At 72.9% G+C, this 15,985-nt stretch carries 13 protein-coding genes; 12 read left to right on the top strand and 1 reads right to left on the bottom strand.

Going from position 1 to position 15,985, the window contains the following annotated elements; genetic code table 11:
• Positions 1–98: 98 nt before the first annotated feature.
• Both KF823_12035 and KF823_12040 read left to right on the top strand, forming a co-directional pair.
• Positions 99–1,256, top strand: coding sequence for an isovaleryl-CoA dehydrogenase (locus tag KF823_12035; GenBank protein MBX3726632.1), 1,158 nt, complete (start codon positions 99–101; stop codon positions 1,254–1,256).
• 122 nt (positions 1,257–1,378) lie between these two features.
• Positions 1,379–2,353 carry a fatty acid desaturase gene (locus KF823_12040; protein ID MBX3726633.1) on the top strand — a complete coding sequence of 325 codons (975 nt, stop codon included), beginning with the start codon at positions 1,379–1,381 and terminating at the stop codon, positions 2,351–2,353.
• Here KF823_12040 and KF823_12045 read toward each other — a convergent pair.
• A complete protein-coding gene (locus tag KF823_12045; protein MBX3726634.1) occupies positions 2,330–3,043 on the bottom strand; it encodes a hypothetical protein in 714 nt (237 codons plus the stop codon). The two genes, KF823_12040 and KF823_12045, sit on opposite strands and share 24 nt — an antisense overlap.
• 152 nt (positions 3,044–3,195) lie before the next feature.
• On the opposite strand from KF823_12045, the gene KF823_12050 reads away from it, so the two are divergent.
• The 10 genes from KF823_12050 (at position 3,196) to KF823_12095 (ending at position 15,972) form a co-directional block, all read left to right on the top strand.
• The gene (locus tag KF823_12050) at positions 3,196–4,431 is read left to right on the top strand and encodes an ATP-binding protein (protein ID MBX3726635.1); all 1,236 of its coding nucleotides are present in this window, start codon (positions 3,196–3,198) and stop codon (positions 4,429–4,431) included.
• Positions 4,428–5,093, top strand: a complete 666-nt coding sequence (locus KF823_12055) for a response regulator transcription factor (GenBank protein MBX3726636.1) — start codon at positions 4,428–4,430, stop codon at positions 5,091–5,093. The genes KF823_12050 and KF823_12055 overlap by 4 nt, the downstream gene beginning before the upstream one ends.
• Before the next feature lie 127 nt (positions 5,094–5,220).
• Entirely contained in the window at positions 5,221–6,399 is a 1,179-nt protein-coding gene (locus tag KF823_12060) for an acetyl-CoA C-acyltransferase (GenBank protein MBX3726637.1), read from the top strand.
• 170 nt (positions 6,400–6,569) lie between these two features.
• Complete coding sequence (locus KF823_12065; GenBank protein ID MBX3726638.1) at positions 6,570–6,944, top strand: hypothetical protein; 375 nt, start codon at positions 6,570–6,572, stop codon at positions 6,942–6,944.
• 471 nt (positions 6,945–7,415) lie between these two features.
• Positions 7,416–8,894 (top strand): diguanylate cyclase, encoded by a 1,479-nt coding sequence (locus KF823_12070; protein MBX3726639.1) that lies wholly within the window; start codon positions 7,416–7,418, stop codon positions 8,892–8,894.
• A gap of 84 nt (positions 8,895–8,978) precedes the next feature.
• Positions 8,979–10,586 carry a methylcrotonoyl-CoA carboxylase gene (locus KF823_12075; protein MBX3726640.1) on the top strand — a complete coding sequence of 536 codons (1,608 nt, stop codon included), beginning with the start codon at positions 8,979–8,981 and terminating at the stop codon, positions 10,584–10,586.
• A complete protein-coding gene (locus KF823_12080; protein MBX3726641.1) occupies positions 10,570–11,436 on the top strand; it encodes a hypothetical protein in 867 nt (288 codons plus the stop codon). The genes KF823_12075 and KF823_12080 overlap by 17 nt, the downstream gene beginning before the upstream one ends.
• Positions 11,433–12,218: an enoyl-CoA hydratase/isomerase family protein gene (locus tag KF823_12085; protein MBX3726642.1), complete on the top strand. Its 786-nt coding sequence runs from the start codon at positions 11,433–11,435 to the stop codon at positions 12,216–12,218. Before KF823_12080 ends, KF823_12085 begins: the two co-directional genes overlap by 4 nt.
• Before the next feature lie 94 nt (positions 12,219–12,312).
• Positions 12,313–14,313, top strand: a complete 2,001-nt coding sequence (locus tag KF823_12090) for an acetyl/propionyl/methylcrotonyl-CoA carboxylase subunit alpha (GenBank protein ID MBX3726643.1) — start codon at positions 12,313–12,315, stop codon at positions 14,311–14,313.
• 537 nt (positions 14,314–14,850) lie between these two features.
• The gene (locus KF823_12095) at positions 14,851–15,972 is read left to right on the top strand and encodes a PA0069 family radical SAM protein (protein MBX3726644.1); all 1,122 of its coding nucleotides are present in this window, start codon (positions 14,851–14,853) and stop codon (positions 15,970–15,972) included.
• Positions 15,973–15,985 lie beyond the last annotated feature (13 nt).

Raw genomic sequence — 15,985 nt, forward strand, 5'->3', positions numbered from 1 at the left:
CGCTCCCCGCGTGCGGCGACATCGCCTGCACGCGGGCACCGCCAGACTCGCGCCCCGGCGTCGCGCCGGGGCGCCCACGACCGCAGCCAGGAGAGGACATGCGCACGCCATCGCTGGGAGAGGACCTGGACCTGCTGCGCGAAAGCGTGCGCGGTTTCGCGCAGGCGCAGATCGCGCCGCGCGCCGAGGCGATCGACCATGACAACGCCTTCCCGCAGGACCTGTGGCCGCAGCTCGGCGAAATGGGCCTGCTGGGCATCACCGTGCCCGAGGAGTTCGGCGGCTCCGGCATGGGCTACCTGGCACACCTGGTCGCCATGGAGGAGATCTCCCGCGCCTCCGGCAGCGTCGGCCTGAGCTACGGCGCGCACTCCAACCTCTGCGTCTCCAACCTGTACGCCAACGGCTCCGACGCGCAGCGCCGGCGCTGGCTGCCGAAGCTGTGCACCGGCGAGCACAAGGGCGCGCTGGCGATGAGCGAGCCGGGCGCCGGCTCCGACGTGGTCGGCTCGATGAGCTGCCGCGCCGTGCGCAAGGGCGACGTCTGGGTCGCCAACGGCAACAAGATGTGGATCACCAACGGTCCCGAGGCCGACGTCCTGGTGGTGTACATGCGCACCGCCGGCAAGGACGCCGGCAGCCGCTGCATGACCGCCTTCATCGTCGAGCGCGGCATGAAGGGGTTCTCGACCGCGCAGAAGCTGGACAAGCTCGGCATGCGCGGCTCCAACACCTGCGAGCTGGTCTTCGAGGACTGCGAGATCCCCCACGAGAACGTGCTGGGCGAGGTCGACCAGGGCGTCAAGGTCCTGATGCGCGGCCTCAACACCGAACGCCTGGTGCTGACCGGCGGTCCGCTCGGGCTGATGCAGGCGGCCATGGACGTCGCCCTGCCCTACGTCCGCGAGCGCCGGCAGTTCGACGCGCCGATCGGCAGCTTCGGCATCATGCAGGCGAAGATCGCCGACATGTACACGGCCCTGGCCAGCTCGCGGGCCTTCGCCTACCAGGTCGCGCGCGACTACGACGAGGGCCGCGATTCGCGCATCGACGCCGCATCGGTGCTGCTGCACGCCACCGAGTCCTCGGTGCAGGTCGCCCTGGAGGCGATCCAGTGCCTGGGCGGCAACGGCTACATCAACGAGTATCCGACCGGCCGCATCCTGCGCGACGCCAAGCTGTACGCGATCGGCGCCGGCACCAACGAGATCCGGCGCATGCTGATCGGTCGCGAACTCTTCAACGGCAAGCACTGAGGGTGGTGTCTCCGGTAGGGGCGCAGCGCGCCGTCGTCGCAACCCAGGGACAGTCGCCCGATCCGGACCCGACGAATCCAACCGGGCCGGCGGCACCGGCGACCCCGCCGCCGGCGATCGCCGTGCGGCTCAACCTGCTGCTGGCCGGGGCGCTGCTCGCCGGCCACCTGGCCGCCCTGCTGGTGGTGCCTGCCACGCTCGGCCCGGGCGGCGGGTGGTGGCTCCTGCTGGCGGCACTTGCGCTGACCAGCCCGGCCCTGTGGGCGCTGGTCCACGAGGCCATCCATGGACTGCTGCTGCCCGGTCGGGCCGGCAACGAGGCGCTCGGCCGCGCCTTGGCGATCTGCTTCGGGGCACCGCTGGACCCCCTGCGCTTCGCGCACCTGCGCCATCACCGCTACAACCGCAGCAGCATCGCCCGGGACGAGGTGTTCGATCCGCGCGACACCTCGCGCGTGCGGGCCTGCGCGATCCACCACCTGCGCCTGCTGGGCGGCCTGTACGTCGCCGAACTGGCGCTCAACCTGCTGGTCTGGTTGCCGCGCCGGGTTCTTGCCCGGCTGCCTTTCCTGGCCGCGCCGGGCGAATGGCCGGGCGCCGACGAGGGCGCCCGGCGCCTGGCGGAATCGACCCTGCTGGCGTCCGCGCCCCTGACCCGGATGCGCATCGATGCCCTGTTCGTGCTGGCCCTGTATGCACTGGCGTTCTGGCTGGCCGGCAGCCACTGGCCGACCCTGCTGGCGATGCTGGCCGTCCGCGGTCTGCTGGTCTCGGCCCTGGACAACGCCTATCACCATGGCACGCCCCTGGCGCCAGGGCCGGGCAACCATCTGTTCGCCCTGAACCTGCGGGCGCCGCCCTGGCTGTCCCGCGCGCTGCTGAACATGAACCTGCACCGTGCCCACCACCGGAGGGTCCGGCTGCCCTGGACAGCCCTGCCGGCCCACGCCGACCGCCATCCCGACGACCCGCCGTTCTGGTCGGGCCTGCTCCGGCAGTGGCGGGGACCGATCGAGGTCGGCGCCCTGCCAGGCGCCACCCGGCGCCCGGGTGGCCGCCCTGCGGTCGCGCCCTCAGTTCGCGACCGCAACCGCTGAACCTGCGGGTATCCGTCCGGCGCGCCGGTAACGACGGTGCAGCAAGGTTGTGGCGATCACCGCCAGCGCCACCGGCACGAACCAGGCCAGCAGGCCGTACCAGCCCGGGACCGTGAATCCTGCGGCGCGCGCCAGCCGCCCCAGGCCGATCGACAGGAATGCGACATGGGTCGCCGCGCCACAGGCCACCATGGCGGCGTAGTGCTCCTGCAGCCACCAGTTGCCGTGGCTGGACGGACGCGCCCGCGCCACCAGCATCTGGGTGCCGGTCGCCAGTCCGACCACCGAGAAGCCCATCAGCAGGGCCTGCTGCATCTGCCAGCCGATGCCGAACACGATCAGGGCCGCGACCAGGTTGAGCATGGCAACTCCGGCATAGGCGCGGTCCCGGAACTGCGCCTGGTGGCGGCGACGGCGGATCGCGCGCCAGCCCAGCCACATCGCGGTCGCCGTGATCACCACCAGGTAGGCAAGGAACACGGCAATGCCGATCCGGCCGCGCTGGACGAACACCCAGACCATCGGGACGGCGGTCAGGCAGATGCCGACCATGGCGGCCAGGTAGGTCTGGCCGACCCGGCGGTGCAGGGGCGTGCCCTTGCGCAGCAGGGCCGCGGTCCAGAAGGTCGCCAGGGCGACCACGCCGAACAGGCCGTGCAGGCCGACCAGGTGAGGATAGAGCTGGGACATGGCGCCTCCCGGGCGGTGTGGTTGGACGACGCCAGTGTCGGCGCCCGCCGGCACTGCCGGTACCTGCCGCTGGTTACCTGCGGGGGGTGAGTAAAGTCACCAGGGAGCGCGGACGGGTAGGCGCGGAAACGCGGCGCTGCCATGCTTGCTGCATGCACCCCCAGCCTTCCCGCCACGCCAACAGCGCGCGCGTGGTCGCCATCGACACTGCCGGCAACGAGTTCTCAACACGCCGCGCGAAGACGCCCTGGGCGCGCCTGGTCTCGCCCCTGGGCCTGGCCGCCTACGCCACCTGGCTGGCGATCGCCATCACCGTGATCGACGCCGGCGCCCTGGCCGCCGGCGACGCCCGCGAATGGAGCGGAGCGGTCGCCCTGCTGGCGATGATCGTGCTGTTCGGCCTGCGCGCCCTGCGCGATGGCGACGTCGACTGCCTGGGCTCGGCCTGGATCACCGTGCTGCAAGGCGTTCTGGTGGTGGTGGCCGACCTGCTGCTCCGCGAGGGCCAGGTGGTCATCCTGCTGATCATCGTCGCCGCCCAGCTCGTGCTGGTGATGCCGGTTCGGCGAGCGCTCGTCTGGCTGGCGCTGTTCAACCTGGCGATCGCCATGGTCTGGTTCGACCGCGCCGGATCGCTCGCCCAGGTCGCCGCCTGGATGGTGCCGGTGCTGGGCTTCCAGGTGTTCGCAGGGCTCACCGGGTACTACGCGGGGATCAGCGAACGTAGCCGCGAGCACCTGGCCCAGGTCAACGCCGAGCTGCTTGCCACCCGTCATCTGCTGGAGGAGTCCGCGCGCGGCGGCGAACGCTTGAAGATCTCGCGCGAACTCCACGATGTCGCCGGCCACAAGCTGACCGCACTCAAGCTCACCCTCGCGCGGCTGCAACGCGACCCGGCCCTGGCCGGCGCGCTGCCGGCCAGTGTCGAGGCCGTTGCGACCTGCAAGCGGCTTGCCGACGAATTGCTGGAAGACATCCGCAGCGTGGTCAGCGAACTGCGCGCGCATGACGGCCTCGACCTGCATGCGGCGCTGGAGGCCCTGGCACGGCCGGTGGCCGGAACCCGGATAAGCGTGGCGGTCGAGCCCGGCCTGCGCGTGGACGGGCTGGACCAGGCACAGGCCCTGCTGCGCTGCGCCCAGGAGGCGATCACCAACGCGCTGCGTCATGGCCGTGCCGGGGAAATCCGCGTGCACTGCCTGCGCCGCGAAGGGGCGATCGAACTGGAGGTCTGCGACGACGGCAATGCGGTCAGCGACCCGGTCCCCGGCAACGGCCTGCGCGGCATGCGCGAGCGCCTGGAATCGTTGGGCGGCGCGCTCCAGGTGCAGGCGATGGCCGGTCGCGGTGTACGGGTCCGCGCCCAGGTTCCGGAGAATCCACGATGAACACGATTGCCGACAAGGCGGACGCGCCTCCGCGCGCGGTCCGGATCGCCCTGTGCGACGACCAGGCACTGGTGCTGCGAGGCCTTTCGGCGCTGCTGGGCGATCTCGGCATCGAGATCGCCCTCGAGGCGCCCGATGCCGAACAGCTGCTCGCGGCCCTGCCGCAGCGCCCCGTCGACGTCATCGTCAGCGACATCCGCATGCCCGGCATCGGCGGCATCGGACTGGTCCACGCCCTGCGCGAGCGCGGCGACGCCACGCCGGTGATCCTGCTCACCACCTTCGACGACTCCGAGCTGCTGCTGCAGGCGGTGGCGGCCGGTGCCCAGGGCTTCCTGCTCAAGGACGCCAGCCCCGAAGACCTGCGCGACGCCATCGCCCGCGTCGCCGCCGGACAGACCCTTTTGCAACCGGTCAGCCTGGGTCCGGTGCGCGCCGCCTGGCCGCCCGCCACCGGTGCCCCCGGGACCACCACCCTGACCGAGCGCGAACGCTCGATCCTGCGCCTGGTCGCGGGCGGATACTCCAACAAGGAGATCGCCCGCTCCCTGCACCTGAGCGAAGGCACCGTTAAGAACTACATGAGCGACATCCTGCTCAAGCTCGACTGCCGGGACCGTACCCACGCAGTGCTCCGGGCAATCACCTCCCGCCTGCTCTAGCCAACCGGAGCGACCCCAGCCTGCTCCCCGCTCCCTGCCCCCGTTTGGCGCGACGCAACATCGGGCGCATAATCGGCCGGTCCGGGCGCCGCGGCGCCACCCTCCGCAGACCTGCAAGGAACCCCCCATGTCCGACATCGTCATCGCCGGCGCCATGCGCACCGCCATCGGCTCGTTCCAGGGCCAGTTCGACGGCGTGCCCGCCACCCAGCTGGGCAGCACCGCGATCGCCGCCGCCCTGGCCCAGGCCGGCATCGCCGCCGATGCCGTCGAGGAAGTGCTGATGGGCTGCGTGCTGCCCGCCAACCTCGGCCAGGCGCCGGCCCGCCAGGCGGCGCTCGGCGCCGGCCTGGCGCGCTCGGCCGCCTGCACCACCCTCAACAAGGTCTGCGGCTCGGGCATGAAGGCGATCATGATGGCGCACGACGCGATCCGGGCCGGTTCGGCCCAGGTCGTGGTCGCCGGCGGCATGGAGTCGATGACCAACGCCCCCTACCTGCTCGGCAAGGCCCGCGGTGGCTATCGCATGGGCAACGGCGAGATCGTCGACCACATGATGTGGGACGGCCTCACCAACCCCTACGACAAGCAGGCCATGGGCGTGTTCGGCGAGCAGTGCGTGGAGAAGTTCGGTTTCACCCGCGAGGAGCAGGACGCCTTCGCCACGGCGTCGGTGGAGCGCGCCATGAAGGCGATCGCCGACGGCCGCTTCGCCGCCGAGATCGCCCCGGTCAAGGTGACCACCCGCAAGGGCGAGGTCGAAGTCGCCACCGACGAGGAACCGGCCCGCTGCGACCTCGGCAAGGTCGCCAGCCTGCGGCCCGCCTTCAAGCGGGATGGCGGCACCATCACCGCCGCGTCCAGCTCCAAGATCTCCGATGGCGCCGCCGCGACCGTGGTGATGTCCGCCGATGCCGCCTCCCGTCTGGGCGCCCGGCCGCTGGCCCGGATCGTCGCGCACGCGAGTCATGCCCAGGAGCCGGCCTGGTTCACCACCGCACCGGTGACGGCGATCGGCAAGGTGCTGGAGCGCGCCGGCTGGTCGGTCGGCGATGTCGACCTGTTCGAGGTCAACGAGGCGTTCGCCTGCGTGGCCATGGCGCCGATGCGCGAGCTGGGCATCGACCATGGCCGGCTCAACATCCATGGCGGCGCCTGCGCGCTCGGCCACCCGATCGGCGCCTCCGGCGCGCGCATCGTCGTCACCCTGCTGCACGCCCTGATCGCCACCGGCGGACGACGGGGCGTGGCCAGCCTGTGCATCGGTGGCGGCGAAGCCACGGCGCTGGCGATCGAGCTGGCCTGACCGCGAGTGCAGCCCGGCGGGCCGCGGGTTGCCACGCCCGGACCGGGATGCGGCCGGCCACGCCCGGCACCCGCGCCCGCGTCCCGGAGGGGGGCACCCGCCCCCTCCTGCGGCCATCCCGCGCCGGTGCTATAAAAGGCGCCCCGAAACCGCGCAGGAGGAGCGCAGTCATGGCCGTCAAGATCCTGATCCCGATGCTCGTCGCCACCGTCCTGGTGGCCTGCAAGCGCGACGAACCCTCGCCGCCACCCGCCACGCCCGAGCCGGTGGCGGTACCGCCGGCCGACCAGGCGCGCGCCCATGCGGAGGCTGCTGCTGCAGCTGCCCGCCAGGTTGGCGGGGAGGCGGTGCAGGCCGCACAAGCCAGTGCCGATGCCGCCGCCGAGAAGATGGAGGAGGCCGCCCAGGCGATCTCCGAGTCCGCCAGCGAGGCGGTGGAAGCCGGCAAGCACGAAGCGGCCGAGGTGCTGCAGCGTGCCGAGGAAGCCGTGGAAGAGGCCCGCCGCAAGCTCGAAGAGGCGGCCGAAGAGGATTCCGAGCGCTGAGCGACCGCAACCGGCCGGTCGCGGACCGGCCGGTCGGCCCCGAGACGGTGACCTGCCGGCGGGCAGCCAAGCTGCCGATCCGACGCCCTGCGAGCCTGCCCGGCGCGAGCCGCGATGAACGTCGGCAAGCCGGTGGCGACTGCGACCGGAACATCCCGACCTGCCGTGCCCCGCCCGGGATCCCGGGCGGGGCTTACCCGCAGCGGCCGGGGGCCTGGACCGGTTCCGGGAAGACCTGGTCCGCGTTGCGACCGCAGGGATCGCGCCAGGCGCGGGCAACCGGCGCTCCGTATGGGGTCCAGCGCAGTCGGCTCGACCCTGCCCGGGCAACCGCCCCCGTCCGCGGACGCGCCTTCGGCGTGGTTCCGTTCCCGGCAGCGCATCGGGTACCCTGAGCGCCAAGATCGGTCGCCCCCGGCACCCTTGCCGCAGCCGGGGGTGCGCATGGATTGCCCCGGACGGTACCTGCCAATGATGGCCAGCACGCCCGCCGACGCCCGACCTGGCATCCGCGCCATCGCGCTGGCACTGCATGTTGCGGTGTTCGCCGCCTGGCTCCTGGCCTTCCTCGCCGCCTGGCTGCTCGAGTACGCGCCGCACGCCAGCCTCTGGTTCCCGCCCGCGGCGGTCAGCTTCGCGGCGCTGCTGGTGCTGGGGATGCGCGCCCTGCCCGTGTTGTGGCTGGCCGGCGCCCTGGCGACGGTGCTGGCCGACCGCATGTACGACCAGAACGCCGAGCCCGGCGTCCTGGCCCTGGCCGCACTGGGTTTCGCCGCTGTCCATACCGCGGCCTACGCGATCCCGGCGATGCTCCTGCGGCGCTTCGCCTGGGGCGCATCGGCGCCGACCACACCGGCCAAGATCACCCTGTTCCTGCTGGGTGGCCTGCTTGGCAGCGGACTCGCCGCCCTGGGCGGCGCGCTCAGCCTGCGCCTGACCGGCCTGATCGAACCCGACCAGTGGCTGCCTCTGCTGGCGCCGTGGTGGATCGGCGACTACGCCGGCCTGCTCACCCTGGGCCCCCTGGCGGCGGTGACGCTCAACCGCGCTGCCGTCGCAGCCGGCCTGCCGGAGCGGGCGGGCAAGCTGCGCTTCGGCGCGCCGGCACCGATCGGCAACCTTGGCCGGACCTGGCTGCTCAAGGTGCTCCTGCTGCTGGGCGGCTCGGCCGCCCTGCTGGCCGCCTCCGCCCTGGTCGAGCAGCCGCAGACCCTGATCTTCTGCCTGTTCGCCGCACTGGTGGTGCAGCTGTGGATCGTGCACAGCGAGCCGGAGATGGGCGTGCTCCTGGCGATCGCAGGCTTCACCGTGCTGCTGGTCGGCGCCACTGCCGTCCTCGAGCTCGGCGAGCACGCCCTGGTCCTGCAGTTCGTGCTGATCACGCTCGCCGCCAACAGCTACTTCGGTCTGGCGGTGCCGGCCCTGTATGGCGACAACGAACGCCTGCGTCGCCTGGTCACCCACGACACGCTGACCGGCGCCCTGTCGCGTCGCTTCTTCGAGGAAGGCGCGCGCGCGGCGATCGCCGTCGCGCGCCGGCGCGGCGAGCCGGTGGTGCTGGTCATGGTCGACGTCGACCGCCTGAAGGAGATCAACGACGGCGCCGGCCACGCCGCCGGCGATGCCGCTCTGCTCAGGGTGGCCAGCACCTGCGCCGCGCATGTCCGGCCGGGCGACCTGATCGGCCGGCTGAGCGGCGACGAGTTCGCCCTGCTGCTGCCCGGCGCCGCGATGGCCGAGGCGGCCGGTATCGTCCATGCCATCCGCGGGGCCCTGGCCGACCTGCCCCTGGGCCCGGCAGGCCCGGTCACCGCCAGCTTCGGACTGTCCGCCCTGGAGTCCGGCGACGACGGCTACGACAGTCTGATGGTCCGTGCCGACCGCGCCATGTATGCGGTCAAGCCCGGCCGCGGCGAGCGGCATGCCCAGGTCCTGGAGGCGATCGACTGAGCGTGCCGCCTGCACCGCGCCTCGGGTGACGGCGGCAACGGCATTGTGGTTTCATGCGGGGTCCCTACACGCGCGCGAGCACGCATGCCGGTCCTGACCAGCCAGATCGATCCCCGCGGCGAGGAGTTCCGCCGCAACGCCGACCACCTGCGCGGCCTGGTCGATGACCTGCGCGCGCAGATGGCGGCAGCCGCCGAGGGCGGCGGCGCCAAGGCCCGCGACAAGCACACCGCGCGCGGCAAGCTGCTGCCGCGCGAGCGCATCCGCGCCCTGCTCGACCCCGGCTCGCCGTTCCTGGAACTGTCGCCCCTGGCCGCGCACGGCATGTACGACGGCGCCGCGCCGGGCGCCGGGGTGGTCACCGGCATCGGCCGGGTCGCCGGCACCGAGGTGATGGTGGTCGCCAACGACGCCACCGTGAAGGGCGGCACCTACTTCCCGGTGACGGTTAAGAAGCACCTGCGCGCGCAGGAGATCGCCCTGGAGAACCACCTGCCCTGCGTGTACCTGGTGGACTCCGGCGGCGCCTTCCTGCCGCTGCAGGACGAGGTCTTCCCCGACCGCGACCATTTCGGCCGGATCTTCTACAACCAGGCGCGGCTGAGCGCCCGCAACATCCCGCAGGTCGCGGTGGTGATGGGCTCGTGCACCGCCGGCGGCGCCTACGTGCCGGCGATGAGCGACGAGACCGTGATCGTCCGCGAGCAAGGCACTATCTTCCTGGGCGGCCCGCCGCTGGTGAAGGCGGCCACCGGCGAAGTGGTCGACGCCGAGGCCCTGGGCGGCGCCGACGTGCACACCGCGATCTCCGGTGTCGCCGACCACTACGCCGAGAACGACCAGCACGCCCTGGCGATCGCCCGCGACATCGTCGCCCACCTCAACCGCCGCAAGGCGATGCCGGCCGCGCTGCGCGAGCCGCGCGAGCCGCTCTACGATCCCGCCGAACTGTACGGCGTGCTGCCGCCCGACACCCGCCAGCCCTACGACGTGCGCGAAGTCATCGCCCGCATCGTCGACGGCAGCGAGCTGCAGGAGTTCAAGCCGCGCTACGGCAAGACCCTGGTCACCGGCTTCGCCCACATCCACGGCTACCCGGTCGGCATCGTCGCCAACAACGGCATCCTGTTCGCCGAGAGCGCGCTCAAGGGCGCGCACTTCATCGAGCTGTGCAACCAGCGCGACATCCCGCTGGTGTTCCTGCAGAACATCACCGGCTTCATGGTCGGCCGCAAGTACGAGAACGCCGGCATCGCCAAGGACGGCGCCAAGATGGTGACCGCGGTGGCCTGCTCGCACGTGCCCAAGTTCACCGTGCTGATCGGCGGCAGCTTCGGTGCCGGCAACTACGCGATGTGCGGACGCGGCTACCAGCCGCGCTTCCTGTGGATGTGGCCGAACGCACGGATCTCGGTGATGGGCGGCGAACAGGCCGCCGGCGTGCTGGCCACGGTGCGCCGCGACGGCATCGAGGCCGGCGGCGGGCAGTGGCCGAAGGACGAGGAGGAGGCCTTCAAGGCGCCGATCCGGGATCAGTACGAGCGCCAGGGCCACCCCTACTACGCCACTGCGCGGCTGTGGGACGACGGCGTGATCGACCCCGCCGACACCCGCCGGGTGCTCGGCCTGGCGCTGTCGGCCGCCTTCAACGCCCCGATCGAGAAGGACCGCTTCGGTGTCTTCCGCATGTAGGCGCGCGCCGCTGCCGGCAGCGGCAGCCTGGCTGCTGCCGCTGCTCCTGCTCTCGGCCTGCAACGCAGGCGCGCCGACCCGTGGCGCCGCGCAGGCGCCGCAGGCGGAACCGGCGCCGGACCCGGTGGTGGCGCGCGCGCCCCAGGGCGCCGTGCAGGTGCCGGAGAACCCTGCCGGCTTCGAGCTGGACGGCAGCCACCACTACCCCGACCCGGCCCATGGCAGCGCCTGGCGCTACGTGACCGACAGCCACCCCGACCTGCGGGTCGACGCCTACGTGTATCCCGGCGGCATCTGGCCCGACGACGCCCGGGCCGGCGACGCACTGCTGGCACAGATGCGCGGCGAAGTGGATGCCGCGGTCGAGGGCGGCCTGTACACGCTGCTCGAGGAACCGCGCCGCTTCCGCAACCGGGTCGCGTTGCCCACAGGTCCCGTGGCCGGCCGCCACCTGCGCATGGTGGTGAGCAAGGACGATGCCGAGTACATCTCCTACGCCCACCTGTTCTACCTGCCGCCGTACACGGTCAAGGTGCGCAGCACGTTCCCCGCTTACGGCAACACCTCCTACGACGCCCGCCTGAAGGCGCTGGTGCAGGCCTTCGTCGGCGGCCTTCGGATCGACCCTTCGGTGCGCTGCCGGCCCGTCAAGGTGCACCTGGGCACGCCCGGCAAGGCCGGCTGGGTCGGCAAGGACGGCCGCGACATCGTGGTCCAGCCGGGCAGCGGCGACGACGACCTGTTCGCGCTGGCCCGGGTCGCCGAGCAGCGCTCCCGGGACGCCGGCTGTCCGGTCGGCGGTGCCGCGACCGAAGCTCCCTCCCTTTCCCATGTCCCGGATCCGCCATGACCGAGCCCGTGCTCATCGACACCGATGACGGTGTCGCCACCCTCACGCTCAACCGCCCGCGCGTGCACAACGCCTTCGACGACGTCCTGGTCGAGGCGCTGACCGAGGCCCTCAAATCGGTCGAGTCCGAGCGCGCCGTCCGCGCCGTGGTGCTGACCGGCGAAGGGGCGTCGTTCTCGGCCGGCGCCGACCTCAACTGGATGCGGCGCATGGTCGCCGCCGGCGAAAAGGACAACCGCAAGGACGCCCGCCGCCTGGCCAAGCTGATGCGCACCCTGAACCACCTGGCCAAGCCGACCGTGGCGCGCGTCAACGGCCCGGCCTATGGCGGCGGCGTCGGCCTGGTCGCCTGTTGCGACATCGCCATCGCCGCGAAGGAGGCGAAGTTCGGCCTGACCGAGGTGCGCCTGGGCCTGGTGCCGGCGGCGATCTCGCCGCACGTGATCGACGCCATCGGCGGCCGCCAGGCGCGCCGCTGGTTCCTGACCGGCGAGATCTTCGACGCCGAGGCGGCGCTGCGCATGGGCCTGGTCCACCAGGTGGTGCCGGCGCGCCAGCTCGGTACCGCGGTCGAGGCCCAGCTCGCCCTGCTGCGCGGCGCAGGGCCCGAGGCCGTGGTCCAGGCCAAGGCGCTGGTGCAGCGCGTCCTGCACCCGGACGGCAAGGCACGGCGCAGCCTGGACGAGGACAACGCCGACCTGATCGCCCGCCTGCGCGTCTCGCCCGAGGGCCAGGAGGGCCTCACCGCCTTCCTGGCCAAGCGCCGCCCGTCCTGGCAGTGAGCCCGCCGGCCGTGCCGCCGATGCGCCCTTGCCCGCCCCGTTGCGCCGCCGCGGCACGCGGCCGCCCCGACCCAGCCCACCGCCCGGGAATCCCATGTTCCAGCGTGTTCTGATCGCCAACCGCGGCGAGATCGCCTGCCGCATCATCGCCACCTGCCGGCGCCTGGGCATCGAGTCGGTCGCCGTGTACTCGGACGCCGACGCCGGCGCCCGCCACGTGCGCCTGGCCGACCGGGCGGTGCACATCGGCGGTCCGCGGCCGGCCGAGTCCTACCTGCGCATCGATGCCATGGTCGAGGCCGCGCGCCGCACCGGCGCCCAGGCCGTACATCCCGGTTACGGCTTCCTCTCCGAGAACGCCGGGTTCGCGCGCGCTCTGGACGCCGCCGGCATCGCCTTCGTCGGCCCCAACCTGAAGGCGATCGAGGCGATGGGCTCCAAGGCCGAGGCCAAGGCGCTGATGGAGCGCGCCGGCGTGCCCCTGGTGCCGGGCTACCACGGCGCCGACCAGGACGCCGGACTGCTTGCCCGCGAAGCGGTGCGGATCGGCTTTCCGCTGATGATCAAGGCCGCCGCCGGCGGCGGCGGCAAGGGCATGCGCATCGTCGCCGACGCCGCGGCCTTCGCCGGCGCCCTGGACAGCGCCCGCCGCGAGGCCGCCTCGGCGTTCGGCGACGACCGGGTGATCCTGGAACGCTACGTCGAACGGCCCCGCCACATCGAGTTCCAGGTGTTCGGCGACCGCCACGGCGGCATCGTCCACCTGGGCGAGCGCGAATGCTCGGCGCAGCGCCGCTACCAGAAGGTGCTGGAGGAGACCCCTTCGCCCTTCCTCACCGCCGAACGCCGGGCCGCCATGGGCGAGGCCGCCGTGCAGGCGGCGCGCGCGGTCGACTACGTCGGTGCCGGCACCGTCGAATTCATCGTCGGCCAGGACGGCGGCTTCTACTTCATGGAGATGAACACCCGGCTGCAGGTCGAGCACCCGGTCACCGAGATGGTCACCGGCCTGGACCTGGTCGAATGGCAGTTGCGGGTCGCCGCCGGCGAGGCGCTGCCGCTGGCGCAGGACGACATCGTCCACCGCGGCCACAGCATCGAGCTGCGCCTGTACGCCGAGGACCCCGAGCAGGGCTTCCTGCCCGGCTCCGGGCGCCTGGAGACCCTGCGCCTGCCGGCCGCCGACGGCCGCCACGTGCGCGTCGACGCCGGCGTCGACCAGGGCGACACGGTCAGCATCTTCTACGACCCGATGATCGCCAAGCTGATCGTCTGGGACGCCGACCGTCCGGCCGCCCTGGCGCGCCTGCGCGACGCCCTGGCCGGCACCGACATCGCCGGCCCCAAGGCCAACGTCGCCTTCCTGGAGGCCCTGGTCCGCCACCCGGCGGTGACCGGCGCGACCATCGACACCGGCTACCTGGACCGCCACCTGGACGAGTTCGTCGCCGCCGACGCCGCCCTGCCGGAAGCGGCACTGCGCGCCGTCGCCGTCGCCGAACTGCTGTCCGTCGAAGCCGCTGCCCGCGCCGCGGCGCCCGCCGCCGATCCGCACTCGCCCTGGGCGCGCGCCGACGCCTGGCGCCTGGGCCACGCCGGCCGTCGCGCCCTGGCCTTCGAGCATGGCGGCCAGCGCATCGACCTGTCCGCGCACGGCCACGACGGCCGCTACCGCATCGAACACCCGGGCGGCACCTGGCGGGTCGAGGCCGCCCGCCACGACGGCGACTGGCTGAGCCTGCGCCACGACGGCCAGGCTGGCCGCGTGCGCGTGCGCGCCCTGGGCAGCGACTGGCTGGCCTTCGTCGACGGCCGCCGCCACCGCCTGCACGAGGTCGCCCCCTATGCCTTCGAGGCCGCCGCCGGCAATGCCGGCGACAAGGTCGCCGCGCCCATGCCCGGCCGCATCGTCGCCGTGCACGTGGCGCCCGGCGACGCCTTCGAGGCCGACCAGGAACTTCTGGTCATGGAAGCCATGAAGATGGAACTCGCCCTGCGCGCCCCGCGCGCCGGCACGGTCGCCGAGGTGCGCGCCCAGGCCGGCGAGTTCGTGGAAGCCGACGTCGTGCTGGTATTGCTGGAGCCGGTCGGCTGACCCGGACCCTTCGAGAGGATCTGGTTGGCGTCGTTCATCAGCCCACTGCCAGGCGGCGTGTGGCCAGTGCGACGGCACCGCACTTCTCCCCTCCCCCGCCTGCGGGGGAGGGGCGGGGGAGAGGGCCGCCCCAGCCAGCGCGCGCCGCGGGGCCGGCAACGATGCAGATTGGGCAGGGTGCCGGCCCGCACCCCCCGACCCCTCTCCCAAGGAGGGAGAGGAGCACAGCGCGCTCTGCGCACCGGACATCGGATCCTGGCATTTGGTCCCCGATCCTTAGCTGAGACACGACGCCGATCAGGTCGGGAGGCCGCGTAGTGGGGCCGGTGAAGTTCGGTAGCCGCACTGGCGGCCGTCACGGGATGTTCGGGCGACGACAAGGCACCGCAGGCCTGCCCGGGATCACGGCGGCTGCCACGCTGCGTCCAGCGTCCTGCGCCTTGCCCAGGCTGAACGGCCCATCGCGTTCGTCTCGTCCGCGGAGACCGGCCTGCGCCACACTTCGACCATGGACTCAGATCGCGTCCGCCCCAGCCCATGACCGCCCCCACCACCCGCGGCTTCCGTCCGGGGCCGGCGCGCGGGCGGGGCGCGCCGGACAATCGCGAGGGTCGCCACGCCACAGCGCACACGGCGCTGGAGGACGACGGCTGGGGGCCGCCGGCGCCGGTCGAGGGCGAGCCCGCCGGCGATCCGCCGGACGGCCAGGTGGCGACGGTGGTGCAGGCCGAGACCGCGCGCAGCCTGGTGCAGCGCAACGAATCGGGCGATGCCGGGCCGGCCGCGACGGTGAATCCCTACCGCGGCTGCGAGCACGGCTGCATCTACTGCTACGCGCGGCCCAACCACAGTCGACTGGACCTGTCGCCGGGCCTGGACTTCGAGACCCGGCTGTTCGCCAAGACCAATGCCGCCGAACTGCTGCGCACCGAGCTGCGCCGGCCCGGCTACCGGCCGGTGCCGGTGATGCTGGGCGCGGCCACCGACGGCTGGCAGCCGATCGAGCGCAGCCATCGGCTCAGCCGCGCGCTGCTGGAGGTGTTCGCGCAGTGCCGGCACCCGGTGCAGATCGTCACCAAGGCGGCCCTGGTCGAGCGCGACCTCGACCTGCTGGCGCCGATGGCGGCACAGGGCCTGGTCGCGGTCACGGTGTCGATCACCACCCTGGACACCGACCTGGCGCGGCGCATGGAACCGCGCGCCAGCGCCCCTGCCCGGCGGCTGCGCACCATCGAGACCCTGGCCGCCGCCGGCATCCCGGTGGGCGTCAACGTCGCGCCGGTGGTGCCGGTGCTGACCGACCACGAGCTCGAGGCGATCCTGGCCGCTGCGGCGCAGGCCGGCGCCGGCCATGCCGGCTGGGTGCTGTTGCGCCTGCCCTGGGAAGTGGCGCCGCTGTTCCGCGACTGGCTGGCCCTGCACTACCCGCTGAAGGCCGCGCACGTGATGGCGCGCATGCAGGACCTGCGCGGCGGTCGCGACTACGACAGCCGCTTCGGCACCCGCATGCGCGGCGAGGGCCCGTTGGCCGACCTGCTGGCGCAGCGCTTCCAGCGCGCCTGCCGGCGGCTGGGCCTGGCCAGCGGCGGGCCGGCCCTGGACAGCAGCCAGTTCCGGCCGCCGCCCGACGACCGCCAGCCGGACCTGTTCGCAACCTGAGCGTCGCGCCGAC

Source organism: Lysobacterales bacterium (genome assembly GCA_019634735.1).
Classification (GTDB): domain Bacteria; phylum Pseudomonadota; class Gammaproteobacteria; order Xanthomonadales; family UBA2363; genus Pseudofulvimonas.